Raw genomic sequence first — 16,227 nt, forward strand, 5'->3', positions numbered from 1 at the left:
CGACTGGCTACGGCACGGCCGCTGCCGCGCCAGGGCGTCACCACCCCACCCTCGCATCGCCGGCGGAGGTCAGGTCGTCATCGCCCGGCCACCGCCCAACACCGCCGCCGGCCGCCCCTCTCCGGCCCTCCCCGTGTAACCGCCGGAGGCTACGGCACCACCGTCACCGGCCACCGCCCCGCCTTCACCAACCGCACCGCGACCGACCCGACGATGCGGTGGCCGGCCTGTTCGGAGGCGCCGACGATGACCGCGTCGGCCTTCAGCTGGTCGGCGGCCTTCACCAGGCCGCCGTAGGGGTCGCCGCGGAACGTGTGGAACTCCCAGCGGATGTCGAATATCCCCTTCACCCGCTCGGTCTCGTGCCGGATCTGGGCGACCAGGTCCTCGGCGATCTCGTCGGTCGTCTCGGCGACCGGTGCCCCCATGGCCGCGCCCGCCGCCAGCACCGGCTGCACGTACACGATGGCGAGCAGCGCGTGCTGCCGCCTGGCCAGACCCGCGGCATATGCCGCGGCCCGCAGCGAGGACTCGGAGCCGTCCACTCCCGCCACGATGACCTTCGGCCCGTCCGTGCCCCGCTCGAACTGAGTTGAGTGCTGTTCCGTCACGGCTGTGAGGCTATCGGAACCCGCAGGTCCCGAACCCGCCCGGGAGTTCCCGACGGGCGCGCGGCCCGCCCTGTTCCTACAGTCGGAAGCATGACTGCCACCGTGGAGGCGCCCGGGTCCAAGGGCACCAAGGCTCCTGTACGGCCGCCCGGCCACGGCTTCCTCAGCAGGGTGCCGGAGGGCTTCGCGACCTTCTTCGGCGCCCTCGGCCTGCTCTGCGTCCTGCTGGCCTTCATCGCCCCGCTGCGCCGCGCGCTCCGCCCCGTCGTCCGCTTCCTGGACCTCCTCATCGTCCCGGTCAGCGCCAACCTCGCCTATGCGGTCTTCCTGTTCCTGCTGGCCGCCGCGACCGCCGCCCGCAAGAAGATCGCCTGGTGGCTGGTCGTCGTCTACCTCGGCCTGCTGGTCCTGACAGCCGTACTCGGCGTGGCCCTCGGCCTGTACGCCGAGTCCCTCCCGTCGCTCATCGTGTGCGGTCTGCTGCTCGTCCTGCTGATCGTCGCCCGCAGGCAGTTCTACGCCGCCTCCCGCCGCGCGGCGGTACGACGGGCCCTCGCCGTCCTGTTCGGCGGGCTCGCCGTGGCGATCCTCGCCGGCTGGGGACTGGTCTCCCTGTTCCCCGGCACCCTGCCCGAGAGCCAGCACCTGGCCCTGGCGGCCAACCGCGTCTGCGGCGGCCTGGTCTCCGACCGCTCCTTCAACGGCCGCCCGCCCCGCGCCGTGTCCTTCCTGCTCGGTCTGTTCGGCGCGCTCGCCCTCCTCAACGCGGCCACCGTCCTCTTCCGCTCCCAACGCCTCGAAGCGGCCCTGCACGGCGACGAGGAGGACCGCATCCGCGCCCTCCTGAAGGCCTACGGCGGCCAGGACTCCCTCGGCTACTTCGCCACCCGGCGCGACAAGGCCGTCGTCTTCTCGCCCAGCGGCAAGGCCGCCGTCACCTACCGCGTCGAGGCCGGTGTCTGCCTCGCCAGCGGTGACCCGGTCGGCGACCGCGAGGCCTGGCCGCACGCCATCGCCGCCTGGCTCGACCTCGCCCGCCGGCACGCCTGGGCCCCCGCCGTGATGGGAGCGAGCGAGGACGGAGCACGAGCCTTCGCCCGCGCCGGGCTCGGTGCCCTCCAACTCGGCGACGAGGCGATCCTGCACGTCACCGGCTTCGACCTCGCAGGACGCGACATGCGCGTCACCCGCCAGGCCGTGGGCCGCGTCCGCCGCACCGGTGCCACCTGCCGCATCCGCCGCCACGCCACCCTCACCGACGCGGAGATGGAGGAGGTCGTCGACCGCGCCGACGCCTGGCGCGACACCGAGACCGAACGCGGCTTCTCCATGGCCCTCGACCGTCTCGGCGACCCGGCCGACGGTGACTGCCTCCTTGTCGAAGCACTGGGCGAGGACGGCAAGTTGCTCGCCCTGCTCTCCCTCGTCCCCTGGGGCAGCGACGGCGTCTCGCTCGACCTGATGCGCCGCGACCGCACCGCCCCCAACGGCGTCATGGAGTTCATGGTCGCCGAACTCTGCGCCGCCGCACCGAAGTTGGGCGTCCACCGCATCTCCCTCAACTTCGCCGTGTTCCGCTCGGCCTTCGAGGAGGGCGCCCGCATCGGCGCCGGCCCGGTGCTCCGCCTGTGGCGCCGCCTCCTGCTGTTCTTCTCCAAGTGGTGGCAGCTGGAGGCCCTTTACCGCTCCAACGCCAAGTACCACCCCGAGTGGTACCCCCGCTTCATCTGCTACGGCGAGACCGCCTCCCTGGCCCGGATCAGCCTCGCCTCCGGCATCGCCGAGGGCTTCGTCTCCGTACCGTCGCTGCGCCAACTCTGGGGAAAGGGACACCAGAAGAGCGGACAGCGGCCCGCGACCACCGCAGGGCTGCCGTCCCTGTCGGCGCTCGGCCTCGACAGCGAGGACGAGGCCGACGGCCCGGAGAGCGGTCTGCCCGAACAGGTCCGCGTCCGGCACCACAAACTCGACCTGCTGCGCGCCGAGGGCACCGACCCCTACCCGGTCGGCGTCCCACAGCGCACCCACACCCTCGCCGAGATCCGCGCGGGGGACCAAGTCACCGTCGCCGGGCGGGTGATGAGGGTGCGCGACCTCGGCGGCATCGTCTTCCTCACCCTGCGCGACTGGTCCGGCGACCACCAACTCGCCCTCACCCGCGCCGAGTCGGGCCCCGCCCTCGACCGCTTCGTCACGGACACCGACATCGGCGACCACATCACCGCCACCGGCCGCGCGGGCACCAGCGACAAGGGCGAACCCACCGTCTTCGTCTCCTCCTGGCAGCTCACGGGCAAGTGCCTGCGCCCCCTGCCCGACAAACGCCGCGGCCTCACCGACCCCGAGGCCAAGGTCCGCATGCGCTACCTCGACCTGGTCGCCAGCCCCGCCGCCCGCGACGTGGTCCGCGCCCGCTCCACCGCCGTACAGGCCCTGCGCCAGGGCCTGTTGGAGCGCGGCTACCTGGAGGTCGAGACCCCGATGCTGCAACAGATCCACGGCGGCGCCAACGCCCGACCCTTCACCACCCACATCAACGCCTACGACCTCGACCTGTACCTGCGCATCGCCCCCGAGCTGTACCTCAAGCGCCTCTGCGTCGGCGGCCTGGAGAAGGTCTTCGAGATGGGCCGCACCTTCCGCAACGAGGGCGTCTCCTACAAGCACAACCCCGAGTTCACGATGCTGGAGGCCTACCAGGCGTACGCCGACTACGACGTGATGCTCGACCTCGCCCGCGAACTCATCCAGGGCGCCGCCACCGCCGCCTTCGGCTCGCCCGTCGCCCGCAAGGACGGCCAGGAGTACGACATCTCGGGCCCGTGGCCGGTCAAGACCGTCTACGGCGCCATCTCCGAGGCGCTCGGCGAGGAGATCGACGCCGACACCGAACTGGCCCGCCTGCACCTGCTGTGCGACCGCGCGGGCGTGCCGTACGGCGCCGACGACGGCCGGGGAGACGTCGTACTGGAGATGTACGAGCGGCTGGTCGAGGAGCCGACGCGGCTGCCGACCTTCTACAAGGACTTCCCGACCGACGTCTCCCCGCTCACCCGCCAGCACCGCACCGACCCGCGGCTCGCCGAACGCTGGGACCTGGTCGCCTTCGGCACCGAACTCGGCACCGCCTACTCGGAGCTGACCGACCCCGTCGAACAGCGCCGCCGCCTCACCGCCCAGTCGCTGCTCGCCGCCGGGGGAGACCCCGAGGCGATGGAGCTCGACGAGGACTTCCTCGACGCCCTCGAATACGCGATGCCGCCCACCGGGGGACTCGGCATCGGCGTGGACCGACTGGTCATGTTCCTCACGGGTCTGACGATCCGTGAGACGCTGCCGTTCCCCCTCGTCCGGCGCCGCTGAGGGCTCGAACGCTGGGCCGGGCGGGTGTTTTCCTGCCGCCGCACCGGTGTCGACGTGGGGCGGCGGTCTCCCGCCGGGCGACTGATGAGTCATGAAGAAGGATCAGTCGCTCACGCGCCGACGGGCCCTGCTCGCCGGCGCCGCCGCCGTCGGGGCGGCCGGCACCGCCGGTCTGCTGTACTCCGGACTCTCGGACGACGCCCCCGTCCGGGCCGCCGCTCTCGCCGCCGGACCCCCACCGCGCCTGGCGCGCAAGCCCTCCGCCTACCGCCTCCAGCCCGTGGCCGGCTACGGCGCACCCCACACCACCCTCGCCCACGTCCCGGTACGGCACGAACCCTTCCTGCGCATGTCCGGACGCGGCAACACCATGGTGCTCACCTTCGACGACGGACCCGACCCCCGCTACACCCCGCACATCCTGGACACCCTCGCCGAGTACGACGTCCGCGCCACGTTCTTCGTGTGCGGCGAGATGGCCGACTGGAACCGCGACATCCTGGCCCGGATGTCCGACGAGGGCCACGTCGTCGGCAACCACACCTGGTCGCACCCCCTGCTCACCAAGCTGACCCGGAGCCAGATCCGCTCCGAGATGGAACGCACCAGCGATGTCATCGAGGACGCCTACGGGGAACGGCCCCTTTGGTTCCGCGCGCCCTACGGGGCCTGGAACCGGGCCGCCTTCCAACTCGGCTCCGAGCTGGGCATGGAACCCCTCGCGTGGACCGTCGACACCCTCGACTGGGACACACCCGGCGTCCGCCACATCGTCAACGCGGTCGAGGACGGCGCCGCCCCCGGCGTCGTGGTGCTCTCGCACGACGCCGGGGGCGACCGTACCCAGAGTGTGAAGGCGCTGCGTGAGTATCTGCCGCACCTGCTCGACTCCGGCTACCACATGACGCTGCCGCGCCGCCGGACCACCTGACGGGTTGACGGGTCTTCGCCCGCCCGGCCGGGGAAACGCTCAGCGGACCTCGACCAGGCGGGCGAAGACGACGACATTCCCGTCGTAGCCGTTCTGCTTGGAGAAACCGCCCCCGCACGTGATGACGCGCAGTTCCGGAGTTCCCTTCGAGGCGTAGACGCGGTCGCCGGGGAAGTTGCTCTTCTCGAAGACCTCGATGCCGTAGATCTCGAACACGGCCGTCTTTCCGTCCTTGCGCTCGACCTCGACGCGATTTCCCTTCTTGAGGGCCCCGAGTCCGTAGAACACGGCGGGGCCCATTTTGTTGTCGACGTGGCCGACGACGACCGCGGTGCCCTTCTCGCCGGGCGAGACGGCGCCGGTGAACCAGCCCGCCAGGTTCGGGTCCTCCGGCGGTGGCGCGCCGACCCAGCCGTCCGCGTCCAGGCCCACCGGCATGACGGGGGCGTCGACGCGGATCGCGGGAATCCTGACCCGGTCGGCCACGGAGTACGGGAGCGGGGCCGGGGCCTTGCCGAAGGTGCCGACGCCGGTACGGCTGTCGGCGGCCGCCGCCGAAGCCGGCTGCGGCGGCCCCACATCGAACTCTCCCGAACCATTCCGAATGAGCGCGAGACCGGTCAGCAGAACAAGCGCTATCACTCCCCACGGGGCGCGCTTCTTCTGCCGCTCCTCCTCTTCGGCAAGCTCGGACAGCTCGGACGCAGACATTCGCCATCCCCTCTCGACGAGGCCGTCGCCACGTCAATCGCGCATACGAGAACGCTAAGTCCCGAATGCGGAACCGGCGACGGGGCAGGCGCGAACGGGTGGCCCGGTCATCCTTATGTGCGCCATATGAGGAAAGGGCGGCAGGAATTTTCTGACGGTCCGTGACCTGCGGCAATATCCGATTGTCCGGTTCTCCCTCGGCGTGTCCCCTCACCAGGACGGACCATTCCCGAAATGCGGGCGCGTGCAAGGCATCTGAGGGTGCGTCTGGGAGGCGTTTTCTCGCCGATCGACCGGGGACGGGTCCCGGGGCGCCTTCCGCGGAGGATGACATGCGTACAACTCGTGCCCTGGCTGCCGCCAGTGCCGCGGTGGCCGTTCTGGGGCTCGCCGCCCCTGCGGCCCTCGCGGACGGCATGGGGGAGAGCCCCAGCAACATCGTCGCCCTGCCCAGCGTGATCGCCCGCGGCGGCCAGCTGACCGTGACGGTCGACGGTTGCTTCACCGGCGCCACCGCCAACTCGCCCGGCTTCGAACGTCCCGCGAACCTGTCCTCGCTCGTCGGCGGCGCCGGCCAGACCGCCAGCGGAACGGCACGGATCAGCAGAAACGCCGGTCCGGGCCCGTACAGCATCACCGTGCGCTGCCGGAACGGCTCCGTGCTGACCCGCGACTCCGCCTACACCGTCATCGGCGGTGTCCGCGGCGGTCTCGGCGGCAGCAGCGCCAGCGGGGCGACCCCGACCGACATGGCGATCGGCGGCGGCCTGGTCGCCGCGGCCGTCGTGGGCGGCGGGGTGTTCTGGATGCGCCGCCGCAGCGAGCGCGTCATCTGACCTCCCCCCTTCGGAGGTCGCGGCGCACGCAACAGGCCTTCGCCCCGGACCCTTTCGGGTTCCGGGGCGAAGGCCTGTGCGGGTGGTGGTGCGGTCAGGCGCCGTCCTCTCCGGTACGGCGACGGGAGAAGTGGTACGCCGCCCCGACCGAGCCCGCGATGAGGGCCGCGCCGATGCCGAGTTCCTTGAGGTCGAAGCCGGCGATGCTGCCGCCCTCACCGGCCCGTACCCCTCGCGGCATCTGCTGCGCCGGCTGGAGTGGCTGGATGTTGTTGCTGTTGTTGTTCGTGCGGCCGGAGGCGATGGTCAGACCCGTGGAGCCGCTCTCGCCGTTGCACGTGAACGTCACCTGGTACACCGCGCCCGGCCTGGCGTCCCAGTCGACCATCGCGGTCGCCGAGGACTGGCCCGGCGAGATCCTGACGGTGTCGAAGACCCCGGAGGAGACCGTGACGGAGCCCTTGCAGCCGCCGCTGTCGCGGTCGACCTGAAGGGTCACCTGGCCGCCCGCCGCGATCGTCGAGGGCAGGACGCTGAAGCCGAACGGCGTGATGTTGTGGTTGCCGTCGCCCTTCGCGACGGCGGCCGGCGCCGAGAGGGCGAGGGCGCTGATGCCCAGCAGTGCGGCCGAGGCGACGCGTATCGCGCGCATGGTGGTTCCTCCGGGTCCCCGAGGAGCAGCCGCGGACCTTTTCCGCTGGCGCCGTAAATGCACCTCGATGTCCGAAACGCTAGGAACATGTGTGCGCTCCCGCGATCCCAGTCGCGCGAATGGGGCAACCGTGTGGGCCGCACAGGGGACGCCGTTCCTGCGACCGGGGGACGGCCGCGGCGTGGCGGACGTCCCCCGGCGGGTGACCCGTCGACAGGTCCCGGTGAGGGGCCGTCAGTCCTTGATGTGCGGGAAGAGGTTCAGGAACGGCTGCGCCGAGGCCGTGATGCCACGGCTGTAGGGCGCGTCGAAGTCCCAGATCAGGAACAGCAGGAAGGCGATCAGCGCCGAGAACAGCCCGGCGAGGACCAGCTCCCGTGGCGTACGCCGGATCTGCAGCGCGAAGACCATGCCGATGGTGATCACCGCCCCGGCCAGCAGCCCGAACCACACCACCGCCGGCATCGTCGCCCCGGTGGAGTCCGCGCGGGCGCTGCGGGCCAGGTCGGCCGCGGCGACCTGCTCGACGAGCGGCTGGTAGGCCTGCGCCTGGAAGTCCGTCTTCGGCTGGTAGTCCGTGACATCCGCGCGGATGCGCTCCAGGAGGTCGGTGCCGCGCTGAGTCAGCTTCTGGTGGTCCGCCATCGTCTTCCACTCGGTGTTGACGACCTGTGAGACATAGGCGTCGACATCCGCCCGGATGCGGTCGCGCTCGTCCGGCGGATAGGCCCGCACCCGCTCCGAGATCTCGTGCAGCGCCTGCGCCTCCGCCTGCACATGGTCCTGGGCGGCGCTGCGTGCCTCCCAGACACCGGCGATCGCCAGACCCAGGACGATGGCGTACACCACGCCGATCCACATCGTCATGTACTCGATGACGTCCGGGGTCTCGCTGGGGTCCTCGTCCTCGGACGCCGCGCGTTCGCGCAGGAAGGTGACGATGACGACGACGACACAGGCCGCCGCCATCGCGAGGGCGAGAACAAGCCATTCCGACAAGGGGTTCCTCCGGGGATCAGCGCGGACGCAGCGCGGCGATGGCGACCACCGCGGGCAGGGTGATGAGCAGGACGTAGACGACCGGCGGCGTCCGGCCGGTGGCGGGCCGCTGGCGCGGCTGGGCGTGGTACTTCGGATAACTCACCGGGGTCGCCGCGGGATGCGGGGCGGGCCTCGGCTTCGGGGCCGGTTTCGGCGGCGGGGTCGGTGTGGGCGTGGGCGTCGGGGCCTGCCGGGGCAGCGGAGCCGCGGGCGCGGGGCGCGGGGGCGCCGGAGCCGGCGGCGGAGGCGTGGGCCGCGGCTCAGGGGGCGGCGTCGGCCTGGGCGTCGGTGTCGGAGTCGGGGTGGGCTTCGGTTTCGGCGGGGGCGGCGGCGTCGGTTTCGGCGGTGGCGGAGTGGGTGTCGGCGAGGGGCAGGGCGGCGGGGTCGGTTTCGGGGGCGGCTTCTGACAGGCCGGGGGTGTCGGCCAGGAGCCGCTGCCGGCCACCGCCACCGCCTGCGTGCCGTCCGGCCCGGTGGAGGCGTACGCGCACGCGTCGGCCGCCGCCGGGCCCGCCGGTGCGCCCGTCAGCAGCCAGGTGAGCGTCACCAGGGTCAACACCCTTGCGGCGAGGGCGGTTCGGGTCGGTTCGGGTCCATGCACGACGGAGATCATGAGGCCTCGCGGGGCCGCGCACGCGGGAGCGCGAGGGGATTGCCCCGAAGGAGTGGAAGGCGCAGTGCGACGGTTTGACGATCCGACTGTCGGGGGTGGCCGGATGCGTACGCACATGCGACGCGGCCGCTGTGTCACAGGTGTCGGAAAGAAATTTGTGCGGCCGTTGAACACTTCCGTGGTCCCCACCCGTACCTAGGACCGTGCGGCGGCACAGACGGGCGCTGCAACATCCAGGTGATTATGGGGAGTTGACGATGAAGACCTCCTGGCGGAGCGCCTCACTCGCGGCGACGGCCGTGTCCGTCATGGCGTTGACGGCGGCGTGCGGTTCGGAAAATGTGACCACACCTTCCTCTGCGGCACAGAACGTCGGTGCCACGGCGGCGGCCGGAGGTTATGGCAGCGTGGGGGCCGCCACGTCGAGCCCCAGCGCTTCGAGCAACGGCTACGGCGCCGACGGCCAGCAGGCCGCGGCGGCCGAGCCCGCGGGCCAGCTGACCGTTGCCAACAACCCCGACCTCGGCAAGGTGTTGAGCGACGGAGCGGGTCTCACCCTCTACCGTTTCGACGCCGACACGGCCAATCCCCCCAAGTCGAACTGTGACGGCGCCTGCGCCACCACCTGGCCGCCGGTTCCCGCCGACGACGCCACGGCCGGCGCCGGTATCGACAAGTCCCTCCTCGGCGAGGTGACCCGCTCCGACGGCACCAAGCAGCTGACCATCGGCGGCTGGCCCGCCTACCGCTACGCCAAGGACGTCAACGCCGGTGACGTCAACGGCCAGGGCGTGGGCGGCAAGTGGTACGCGCTCGCCCCCGACGGCAAGAAGGCGTCCCTCGCCTCGCTGCCCGGTCTCTCCGTCCGCAAGGACGCCAAGCTCGGTGACATCGTCGTCGACAAGAACGGCCACACGGTCTACCGCTTCCTCAAGGACAAGGCATGGCCCAAGTCCGTCTCGAACTGCGTCGGTGCCTGCGCGGAGAAGTGGCCGGCCGTCGGGATCGTCTCGGCGAACGACACCAAGGGCGTCGAGAAGAAGGGCCTCATGGGCTTCACCCGGTCCGACGGCGCCAAGCAGATGACCGTCGACTGCTGGCCGATCTACACCTTCTCCGGTGACACGGCCGCAGGACAGACCAACGGTCAGGGCGTGGGCGGCACTTGGTACGCCGTCTCCCCTGAAGGGAAAGCGGTCGGCGCGCCCGCGGCGTAGCGAGAACCTCCCCAGGGTTGATCGCTCCCCGCCCACTCGGCAACGGATACGCGGAAGGGAGGGACGCGGGCAAGCGACAAGAGTGCCGATACACAGCAGCGCGTACGACTACAGGTCCGCCCCCTCCGCACCGCACGGAGGGGGCGGGCCGCTTTGGCATTTCCCGTACAGCAATTCCGGCATTCTGCGCGCCTCTCCGCGTGTCCCCGCACGTCAATTCGGCACGTGCCGCAGGCAGTGACCGGGAACGGACGGTCAATTTCCGTTTCCGCTCGCTCCTTTGGCGGGCGATCAGTAGCCTCAGCTCGAACACCGGATCGCCTACGCCTTGGAGAGATACATGGAGCGTCCCGCCTGGGCACCACGAAGCATCGACATCTCGGTGCCGAGCGTTTCGCGTATCTACGACTACTACCTGGGCGGTTCGCACAACTTCGAGGTCGACCGGGAGGCGGCCCGCAAGGCCATGGAGTTCCTCCCGGGACTTCCCAAGATCATGCAGGCGAACCGGGCGTTCATGCGTCGCGCCGTGCGCTTCGCGGCGGCCGAGGGCATCACCCAGTTCCTCGACATCGGCTCCGGAATTCCCACCTTCGGAAACGTCCACGAGGTGGCCCAGCAGGCCAGCCCCGGCGCCCATGTCATGTACGTCGACCACGACCCGGTGGCGGTCGCGCACAGCCAGGCGGTCCTCGCGGGCAACGCCACCGCGGGCGTCGTCGCGGCCGACCTCCGCAAGCCCCAGGAGATCCTGGCGAGCGCCGAGGTTCAGCGCCTGATCGACGTGAATCGGCCAGTGGCCCTCCTTCTCGTTGCCATACTGCACTTCGTGGAAGACGCGGACGACCCGTACGGAGCGGTGGCACAGCTGCGCGAGGCACTCGCGCCCGGCAGCCTGCTGATCCTCACGCATGCCTCGTACGAGGGAATCCCGTTGCCACCGGAGCGGGCGGAGGGCGCGGTCGACGTGTACAAGGACATTCGCAATCCGCTGATCATGCGCTCGCGCGACGAGATCGCGCGGTTCTTCGAGGGGTACGACATGGTGGAACCCGGACTGGTGCCGATGCCGGACTGGCGGCCCGACACCGCACCGGAGGACGAGGATCCGTTTTCCTTCTCCGGTTTCGCCGGCGTAGGACGCACGGCGTGATCGCGGAGCCGGACGGGCCGGAGGACAGACTGCGCAGGTTCGCGACCATCTGGAGCCGGGCGGTGTTCCCGGCGACCTCGACCTCGCTGACCCGCCCGGAGTTCGAGGAGCGACTCCTGCCGCTGGCACGGCGGTTGAGCGACGCGCTGCGCGCCAGGACCTTCGAGGCCGAGGAGGGCAAGCAGGTCGGCGCCGCCCTCGTCGCCGCCCACTGCACCGACCCCGACGCCCTCAGCCGCACCCTGGAGTGCGTCGACGCCTACCTGGTGCTCTACTGCGGCGGCGACGGCTCCCAGGAGGACCTGCGGATCCGCTCCGCCCGCCTCCAGCACGCCATGGCCGCCGGCTTCGCCCAGGAGCTGCGTGAGCGGACCCTCGCCGAGCAGGAGGCCATCTCGGTGGCCGCCCTCCAGGCCCAGGGTGTCGTCGCGCAGGCCCTGCACGCGACGGAGGCCCGCTTCCGCGCGGTCTTCGAGGGCGCGGCCATAGGAATCGGCATGGCCGACCTCGAAGGCAACATCCTCCAGGTCAACGGCGCGCTGCTGCGCATGTTCGGGGTCTCCGACCAGACCATGGGCGGACGCAACGTCCGTGAGTGGACCCATCCCGACGACGCGCCCCAGACCTGGACCCTCTACGACGAACTCGTCCGCGGCGAGCGCGAGCACTACCACGTCGAGAAGGCGTTCTACCGGCCTGACGGAACGGTCCTGTGGACCAACCTCACCGTCTCCCTGCTGCGCGACGCCGACGGCAACCCGCAGTACCAGCTCGCCCTCATGGAGGACACCACCGAGCGCCGGCTTCTCAACCTGCGGCTGCGCTACGAGGCGACCCACGACGCCCTCACGGGCCTCCCCAACCGCACCCTGTTCTTCGAACGCCTGGAGAAGGCGCTCGGCGCGGGCGACAACCAGCGGTTCGGGCTCTGCTACCTCGACCTCGACGGCTTCAAGACCATCAACGACAGCCTCGGCCACGCGGCCGGCGACCGGCTGCTCGTCGAGGTCGCCGACCGGCTCCAGTCCTGCGCGACCGCGCCCGGCGAGATGGTCGCCCGGCTCGGCGGCGACGAGTTCGTGGCGCTTACCACGGGCCCCGACACCGAGCGCGAGGTCGACGAACTCGCCGGCCGCATCATGAACGCGCTCATCACCCCCGTCAGCATCGACGGCCGCGACCTCACCGTGCGCGGCTCCATCGGCATCGTCGAGGGCCCGGCCGGCGAGCGCGGCCCGGCGGAGGTGCTGCGCAGCGCCGACATCACGATGTACCGGGCCAAGTCGGCGGGCGGCAACCGCTTCGAACTCGCAGACCCGGAGGCCGACGCCCGCGCGATCACCCGCCACGGCCTGACGACCGCACTCCCGGCCGCCCTGGACCGCAACGAGTTCTTCATCGAGTACCAGCCCCTGGTCCACCTCGGCGACGGCAGCGTGCGCGGCGCCGAGGCCCTGGTCCGCTGGCTGCACCCGCAGCACGGCGTCCTCGGCCCCGACCGCTTCATCCCGCTCGCCGAACACACCGGCCTGATCGTGCCGTTGGGCCGCTGGGTCCTCGACCAGTCCGTACGGCAGGCCAAGCAGTGGCAGGAACGACACGGTGGCAACGACGCCACCGGCCCGCTGCGCATCAACGTCAACCTCTCGCCCTGCCAGCTCAGCCACCCCGGCCTGGTGCAGGACACCGTCGACATCCTGGAGCGCGCGGGCGTCAGCCCCGACGCGCTCTGCCTGGAGGTCACCGAGTCCGCGCTCATCGGTGCCGACGACGACCTGCTCAAGCCGCTGCGGCGCCTCGCCGAGATGGGCGTCGACATCGCCCTCGACGACTTCGGCACCGGTTACTCCAACCTCGCCAACCTCCGCCGCCTGCCCGTGAGCATCCTCAAGCTGGACCGCTCCTTCACCCAGGGCATGCAGCAGTTCCCGGCCGACCCCGTCGACCTCAAGATCGTCGAGGGGATCGTCTCCCTCGCCCACAGCCTGAACCTCGCGGTGACGGTCGAGGGCGTCGAAACGGGCGCGCAGGCCGAGCAGTTGCGGATACTCGGCTGCGACACCGCCCAGGGCTGGTACTACGCCCGCCCCGGCCCGCCGGAGCGGCTGCACGAACTGGCGCTGGTCGACGCGACGGGCTGAGCGACCGCTGCCTCAGGGCAGCGGGATCGACCGCAGGCTGCGATGGGTGCCCGCCTGCACGACGACATGGTCCGGGTCACCCCCCGGCACTGCGAGCCTGGGGTATTCCCCGCCCCTCGCCTGCGAGTACCGCGGGGACAGGTGCGGCGCGGCGTCGCCGGTCCCCTTCGGACCGGCGTGCAGGTCGATCGAGATCACCCGGTCCCTGACGGCGGCGTCGTTGCGCGGGGTGAAGGTGAGGAACCGGTCACCCGCCAACTCCCCCTCCTCCGTGGTGTCGTAGTAACTCCACAGCCTCTTGGGGTGGACGAGGTCGTACGCGTTCCAGGAACCGGCGCTGGAGTCCTCCGCGTTGGCCTCGTACAGCACGAGCACACCGTCGGACGAGATCGCCCCGCGCTCGGGCTTGTCTCCCGTGTCCTCGGCGGTCTTCATCGGCCGGAGCGTGTCCGGGTCCAGCCGCTGGAGCGGCGGAAAGGTGTCCCCGGCGGAGATCGGGCTGCCGGTGCACACGAGGTACTTGCCGCCGGAGATGAGGTACGAGCACTCGACGCCCTTGGGAGTGGTCGCCACGGTGGCGCCGGTGCGGGCGTCGCGGGCGGTGACCTTCGTGCCGTCGGTGGTGTAGACGCGGCCCCCGAAGGCGGCCATGTCCCCGTACGGATCCACCGCGACGTTGCGGTGCCACAGCGTCTTGCCGTCGGACGCCCGGAAGGCGGCGAGGGTGATGATCTTCGTGCCCGCGGTCGGGGTTTCGAGAACGTAGACGGTCCCCTCCGCGACCCTGATGGCCACCGGGAAGGTGGAGCCGTCGGTCAGCGGGCGGGTCCAGGCGACCTTGCCCGTGCGCAGATTCGCCGCGCGCAGCGTCTTGCCGGAGTTGGTCACGGCCCGTTCGGTGGCCGGGTCGACGACCAGCTCCGCGTCCTTGCCGCGGCCGGCCGGCGGGACGGACCAGGTGACCTCGCCGGTGCTGCGGGACCGCCCGACGAACCCGCCGGAACCGGTGCGGCACACGACCTGGTGAGCCGTCGCCTCACAACGGCCCTCCGCCGCGGAGTAGGAAGCGGTCCACGCATTCCACCCAGGGCCGGAGACGGGGGTCGGCGAGGCGCTGGGCGACGCGGATGCCGAAACCGTCGTACGACTCGACTCGCCGGAAGGCGTACTGCCCGAGCCCGAGCAGCCCGCGAGTATCAGCCCGACCAGCGGCGCACCGGCCAGCCATGTTCTGCGCATCCTTGGTTCCCCCCTCGTACGAGAAGGGTTCATCGTACGGACGGTCAGCGCTCCAGCAGCATCCGCTGCAACTCCCTCGCCGCACGCGGCGGCGCCACATCGCTGCGATGTGCGAGCGCGATCGTCCGGTGCAGTCCGGGCCGCGCCAGCGGGGTCACCCGCAGCCCCCGCCCGGACCTCGTCGCGACCATGCGCGGTACTACGGCCACGCCGAGCCCCGCCCGTACGAAGCCGAGGACCGCGTCCATCTCGCCGCCCTCCACCGCGAAGTCGGGCTCGAAGCCCTCGGCGCGGCACGCGGCGACGGTCAGTTCGCGCAGGTCGTAGCCGTGCCGGAACATCACCAGGCGCGCGCCCTCCAGATCGGAGATCCGCACCGTCCGCCCGCGGCCCGGCGCAGGCTCCTCCGGTGACGACACGACCACCAGGTCCTCGCGCAGCAGCTCCACCGTGGTCAGGGCCGGCGACGGGGTGGGCAGCGGCAGCACCACCAGGGCCAAGTCCAGGGCGCCGCGCGCGAGTTCGCGTACGAGATCGTGCGAACCGCCCTCCTCGATCAGCAGCCGGATGCCCGGATAGCGGTCGTGGAAGGCGCGCAGCACGTCCGGCAGCAGCCCCGTGCACAGGCTCGGCGTCGCGCCCAGGCGGACCCGGCCGCTGCGCAGCTGGACCAGCTCCAGGACCTCGTGCCGGGCCGTGTCCGCGTCGGCCAGGATGCGCCGGGCCAGCGGCAGCAGCGCTTCGCCCGCGTCGGTGAGCGTGATGTTGCCCCGGGCGCGCAGGAACAGATCCGCCCCCAACTCCCGCTCCAGCGCCTTGATCTGCTGGGACAGCGAGGGCTGCGCGACATGGACGAGATCGGCGGCCCGGGTGAAGTGCCGGGTCTCGGCGACGGCCACGAAGTACTGGAGCTGTTGGAACTGCATACAGCCACGATAGTCATAGCCTATGGAATCCAGGTGGATCATGTCTTGGACCGATCGACCTTCCGGGACCTAACGTCCGTAGGCATGGCTCTGGCAACGCGGACGGACCGACGGCCGTCGATGGCGCGCACGGTGTGGGACAGCTCCGTCGGCAAGAAGACAGTGATGGCGGTCAGCGGCCTGATCATGCTGCTGTACCTGGTCGTCCACATGATCGGGAACCTGAAGATCTTCTTCGGCGCGGGGGAGTTCAACCACTACGCCCACTGGCTGCGCACCGTCGGTGAACCCTTCATGCACTACGAGTGGACGCTCTGGCTGATCCGGATCGTCCTCGTCGTCGCCGTGGTCGCGCACGCCGTCTCCGCGTACCAGCTCAGCCGCCGCGACATCAGGGCGCGCCCCAGCAAGTACGTGCACAAGAAGCCCCGCGCGACCTACGCGACCCGCACCATGCGCTGGGGCGGGATCATCCTCGCCCTGTTCATCGTCTGGCACATCCTCGACCTGACGACCGGAACCGTGCACTCAGGCGGCTTCCAGGAGGGCCACCCGTACCAGAACGTCGTGGACACCTTCTCCACCTGGTACGGCGACACCATCTACATCGTCGCGATGCTCGCCCTCGGCCTGCACGTCCGGCACGGCTTCTGGAGCGCGGCCCAGACCCTCGGCGCGGGCAGCCGCAGCCGCGACCGCGCCCTGAAGACCATCGCCAATGTCCTCGCACTGCTGCTCACGGCCGGCTTCATCGCCGTGCCCGTGGGCGTCATGACCGGAGTGGTGAGCTGAA

At 71.0% G+C, this 16,227-nt stretch carries 15 protein-coding genes; 7 read left to right on the forward strand and 8 right to left on the reverse strand.

Translation table 11 applies throughout. The features are described 5' to 3' along the window. Positions 1 to 149: 149 nt before the first annotated feature. Positions 150 to 611: a universal stress protein gene (locus tag ACFXC1_RS02345; protein ID WP_381237601.1), complete on the reverse strand. Its 462-nt coding sequence runs from the start codon at positions 609 to 611 to the stop codon at positions 150 to 152. A gap of 90 nt (positions 612 to 701) precedes the next feature. Here ACFXC1_RS02345 and lysX point away from each other — a divergent pair, with 90 nt between their 5' ends. After that, entirely contained in the window at positions 702 to 3,974 is a 3,273-nt protein-coding gene (gene lysX / locus ACFXC1_RS02350; protein ID WP_381237604.1) for a bifunctional lysylphosphatidylglycerol synthetase/lysine--tRNA ligase LysX, read from the forward strand. A gap of 91 nt (positions 3,975 to 4,065) precedes the next feature. Further along, positions 4,066 to 4,905 carry a polysaccharide deacetylase family protein gene (locus tag ACFXC1_RS02355; protein WP_381237606.1) on the forward strand — a complete coding sequence of 280 codons (840 nt, stop codon included), beginning with the start codon at positions 4,066 to 4,068 and terminating at the stop codon, positions 4,903 to 4,905. Positions 4,906 to 4,944: 39 nt separating this feature from the next. Here the strand turns inward: ACFXC1_RS02355 and ACFXC1_RS02360 are convergent, their stop codons facing one another. Further along, complete coding sequence (locus ACFXC1_RS02360) at positions 4,945 to 5,616, reverse strand: class F sortase (RefSeq protein WP_093623622.1); 672 nt, start codon at positions 5,614 to 5,616, stop codon at positions 4,945 to 4,947. Between the two features lie 332 nt (positions 5,617 to 5,948). On the opposite strand from ACFXC1_RS02360, the gene ACFXC1_RS02365 reads away from it, so the two are divergent. Then, positions 5,949 to 6,452, forward strand: coding sequence for a hypothetical protein (locus ACFXC1_RS02365; RefSeq protein ID WP_381237609.1), 504 nt, complete (start codon positions 5,949 to 5,951; stop codon positions 6,450 to 6,452). Positions 6,453 to 6,546: 94 nt separating this feature from the next. On the opposite strand, the gene ACFXC1_RS02370 is transcribed toward ACFXC1_RS02365, so the two are convergent. The 4 genes from ACFXC1_RS02370 to ACFXC1_RS02385 form a co-directional block, all read right to left on the reverse strand. Next, the gene (locus ACFXC1_RS02370; protein ID WP_381237612.1) at positions 6,547 to 7,104 is read right to left on the reverse strand and encodes a hypothetical protein; all 558 of its coding nucleotides are present in this window, start codon (positions 7,102 to 7,104) and stop codon (positions 6,547 to 6,549) included. 234 nt (positions 7,105 to 7,338) lie between these two features. Then, positions 7,339 to 8,103, reverse strand: a complete 765-nt coding sequence (locus tag ACFXC1_RS02375) for a bestrophin-like domain (RefSeq protein WP_381237613.1) — start codon at positions 8,101 to 8,103, stop codon at positions 7,339 to 7,341. Positions 8,104 to 8,119: 16 nt separating this feature from the next. Next, on the reverse strand, positions 8,120 to 8,248 hold the full coding sequence (locus tag ACFXC1_RS02380) for a hypothetical protein (protein WP_381237615.1): 129 nt from the start codon (positions 8,246 to 8,248) through the stop codon (positions 8,120 to 8,122). A gap of 157 nt (positions 8,249 to 8,405) precedes the next feature. Then, a complete protein-coding gene (locus ACFXC1_RS02385; protein ID WP_381237618.1) occupies positions 8,406 to 8,636 on the reverse strand; it encodes a hypothetical protein in 231 nt (76 codons plus the stop codon). Between the two features lie 379 nt (positions 8,637 to 9,015). Here ACFXC1_RS02385 and ACFXC1_RS02390 point away from each other — a divergent pair, with 379 nt between their 5' ends. The 3 genes from ACFXC1_RS02390 to ACFXC1_RS02400 all read left to right on the forward strand — a co-directional run bounded on the left by ACFXC1_RS02390 (position 9,016) and on the right by ACFXC1_RS02400 (position 13,269). Continuing rightward, on the forward strand, positions 9,016 to 9,975 hold the full coding sequence (locus ACFXC1_RS02390; RefSeq protein WP_381237620.1) for an SCO0930 family lipoprotein: 960 nt from the start codon (positions 9,016 to 9,018) through the stop codon (positions 9,973 to 9,975). 340 nt (positions 9,976 to 10,315) lie between these two features. After that, positions 10,316 to 11,128 (forward strand): SAM-dependent methyltransferase, encoded by an 813-nt coding sequence (locus tag ACFXC1_RS02395; protein ID WP_381237622.1) that lies wholly within the window; start codon positions 10,316 to 10,318, stop codon positions 11,126 to 11,128. Then, on the forward strand, positions 11,125 to 13,269 hold the full coding sequence (locus ACFXC1_RS02400) for a putative bifunctional diguanylate cyclase/phosphodiesterase (RefSeq protein ID WP_381237625.1): 2,145 nt from the start codon (positions 11,125 to 11,127) through the stop codon (positions 13,267 to 13,269). Before ACFXC1_RS02395 ends, ACFXC1_RS02400 begins: the two co-directional genes overlap by 4 nt. Positions 13,270 to 13,281: 12 nt before the next feature. Here the strand turns inward: ACFXC1_RS02400 and ACFXC1_RS02405 are convergent, their stop codons facing one another. Further along, entirely contained in the window at positions 13,282 to 14,508 is a 1,227-nt protein-coding gene (locus tag ACFXC1_RS02405) for an outer membrane protein assembly factor BamB family protein (protein WP_381237628.1), read from the reverse strand. A gap of 44 nt (positions 14,509 to 14,552) precedes the next feature. After that, positions 14,553 to 15,434 (reverse strand): LysR family transcriptional regulator, encoded by an 882-nt coding sequence (locus ACFXC1_RS02410; protein ID WP_381237631.1) that lies wholly within the window; start codon positions 15,432 to 15,434, stop codon positions 14,553 to 14,555. Positions 15,435 to 15,554: 120 nt separating this feature from the next. Between ACFXC1_RS02410 and ACFXC1_RS02415 the strand changes: the two genes are divergently transcribed. Beyond that, the gene (locus tag ACFXC1_RS02415) at positions 15,555 to 16,226 is read left to right on the forward strand and encodes a succinate dehydrogenase (protein ID WP_381239404.1); all 672 of its coding nucleotides are present in this window, start codon (positions 15,555 to 15,557) and stop codon (positions 16,224 to 16,226) included. Position 16,227 lies beyond the last annotated feature (1 nt).

The organism is Streptomyces hokutonensis, from assembly GCF_042751305.1.
GTDB classification, from domain to species: Bacteria; Actinomycetota; Actinomycetes; order Streptomycetales; family Streptomycetaceae; genus Streptomyces; species Streptomyces hokutonensis_A.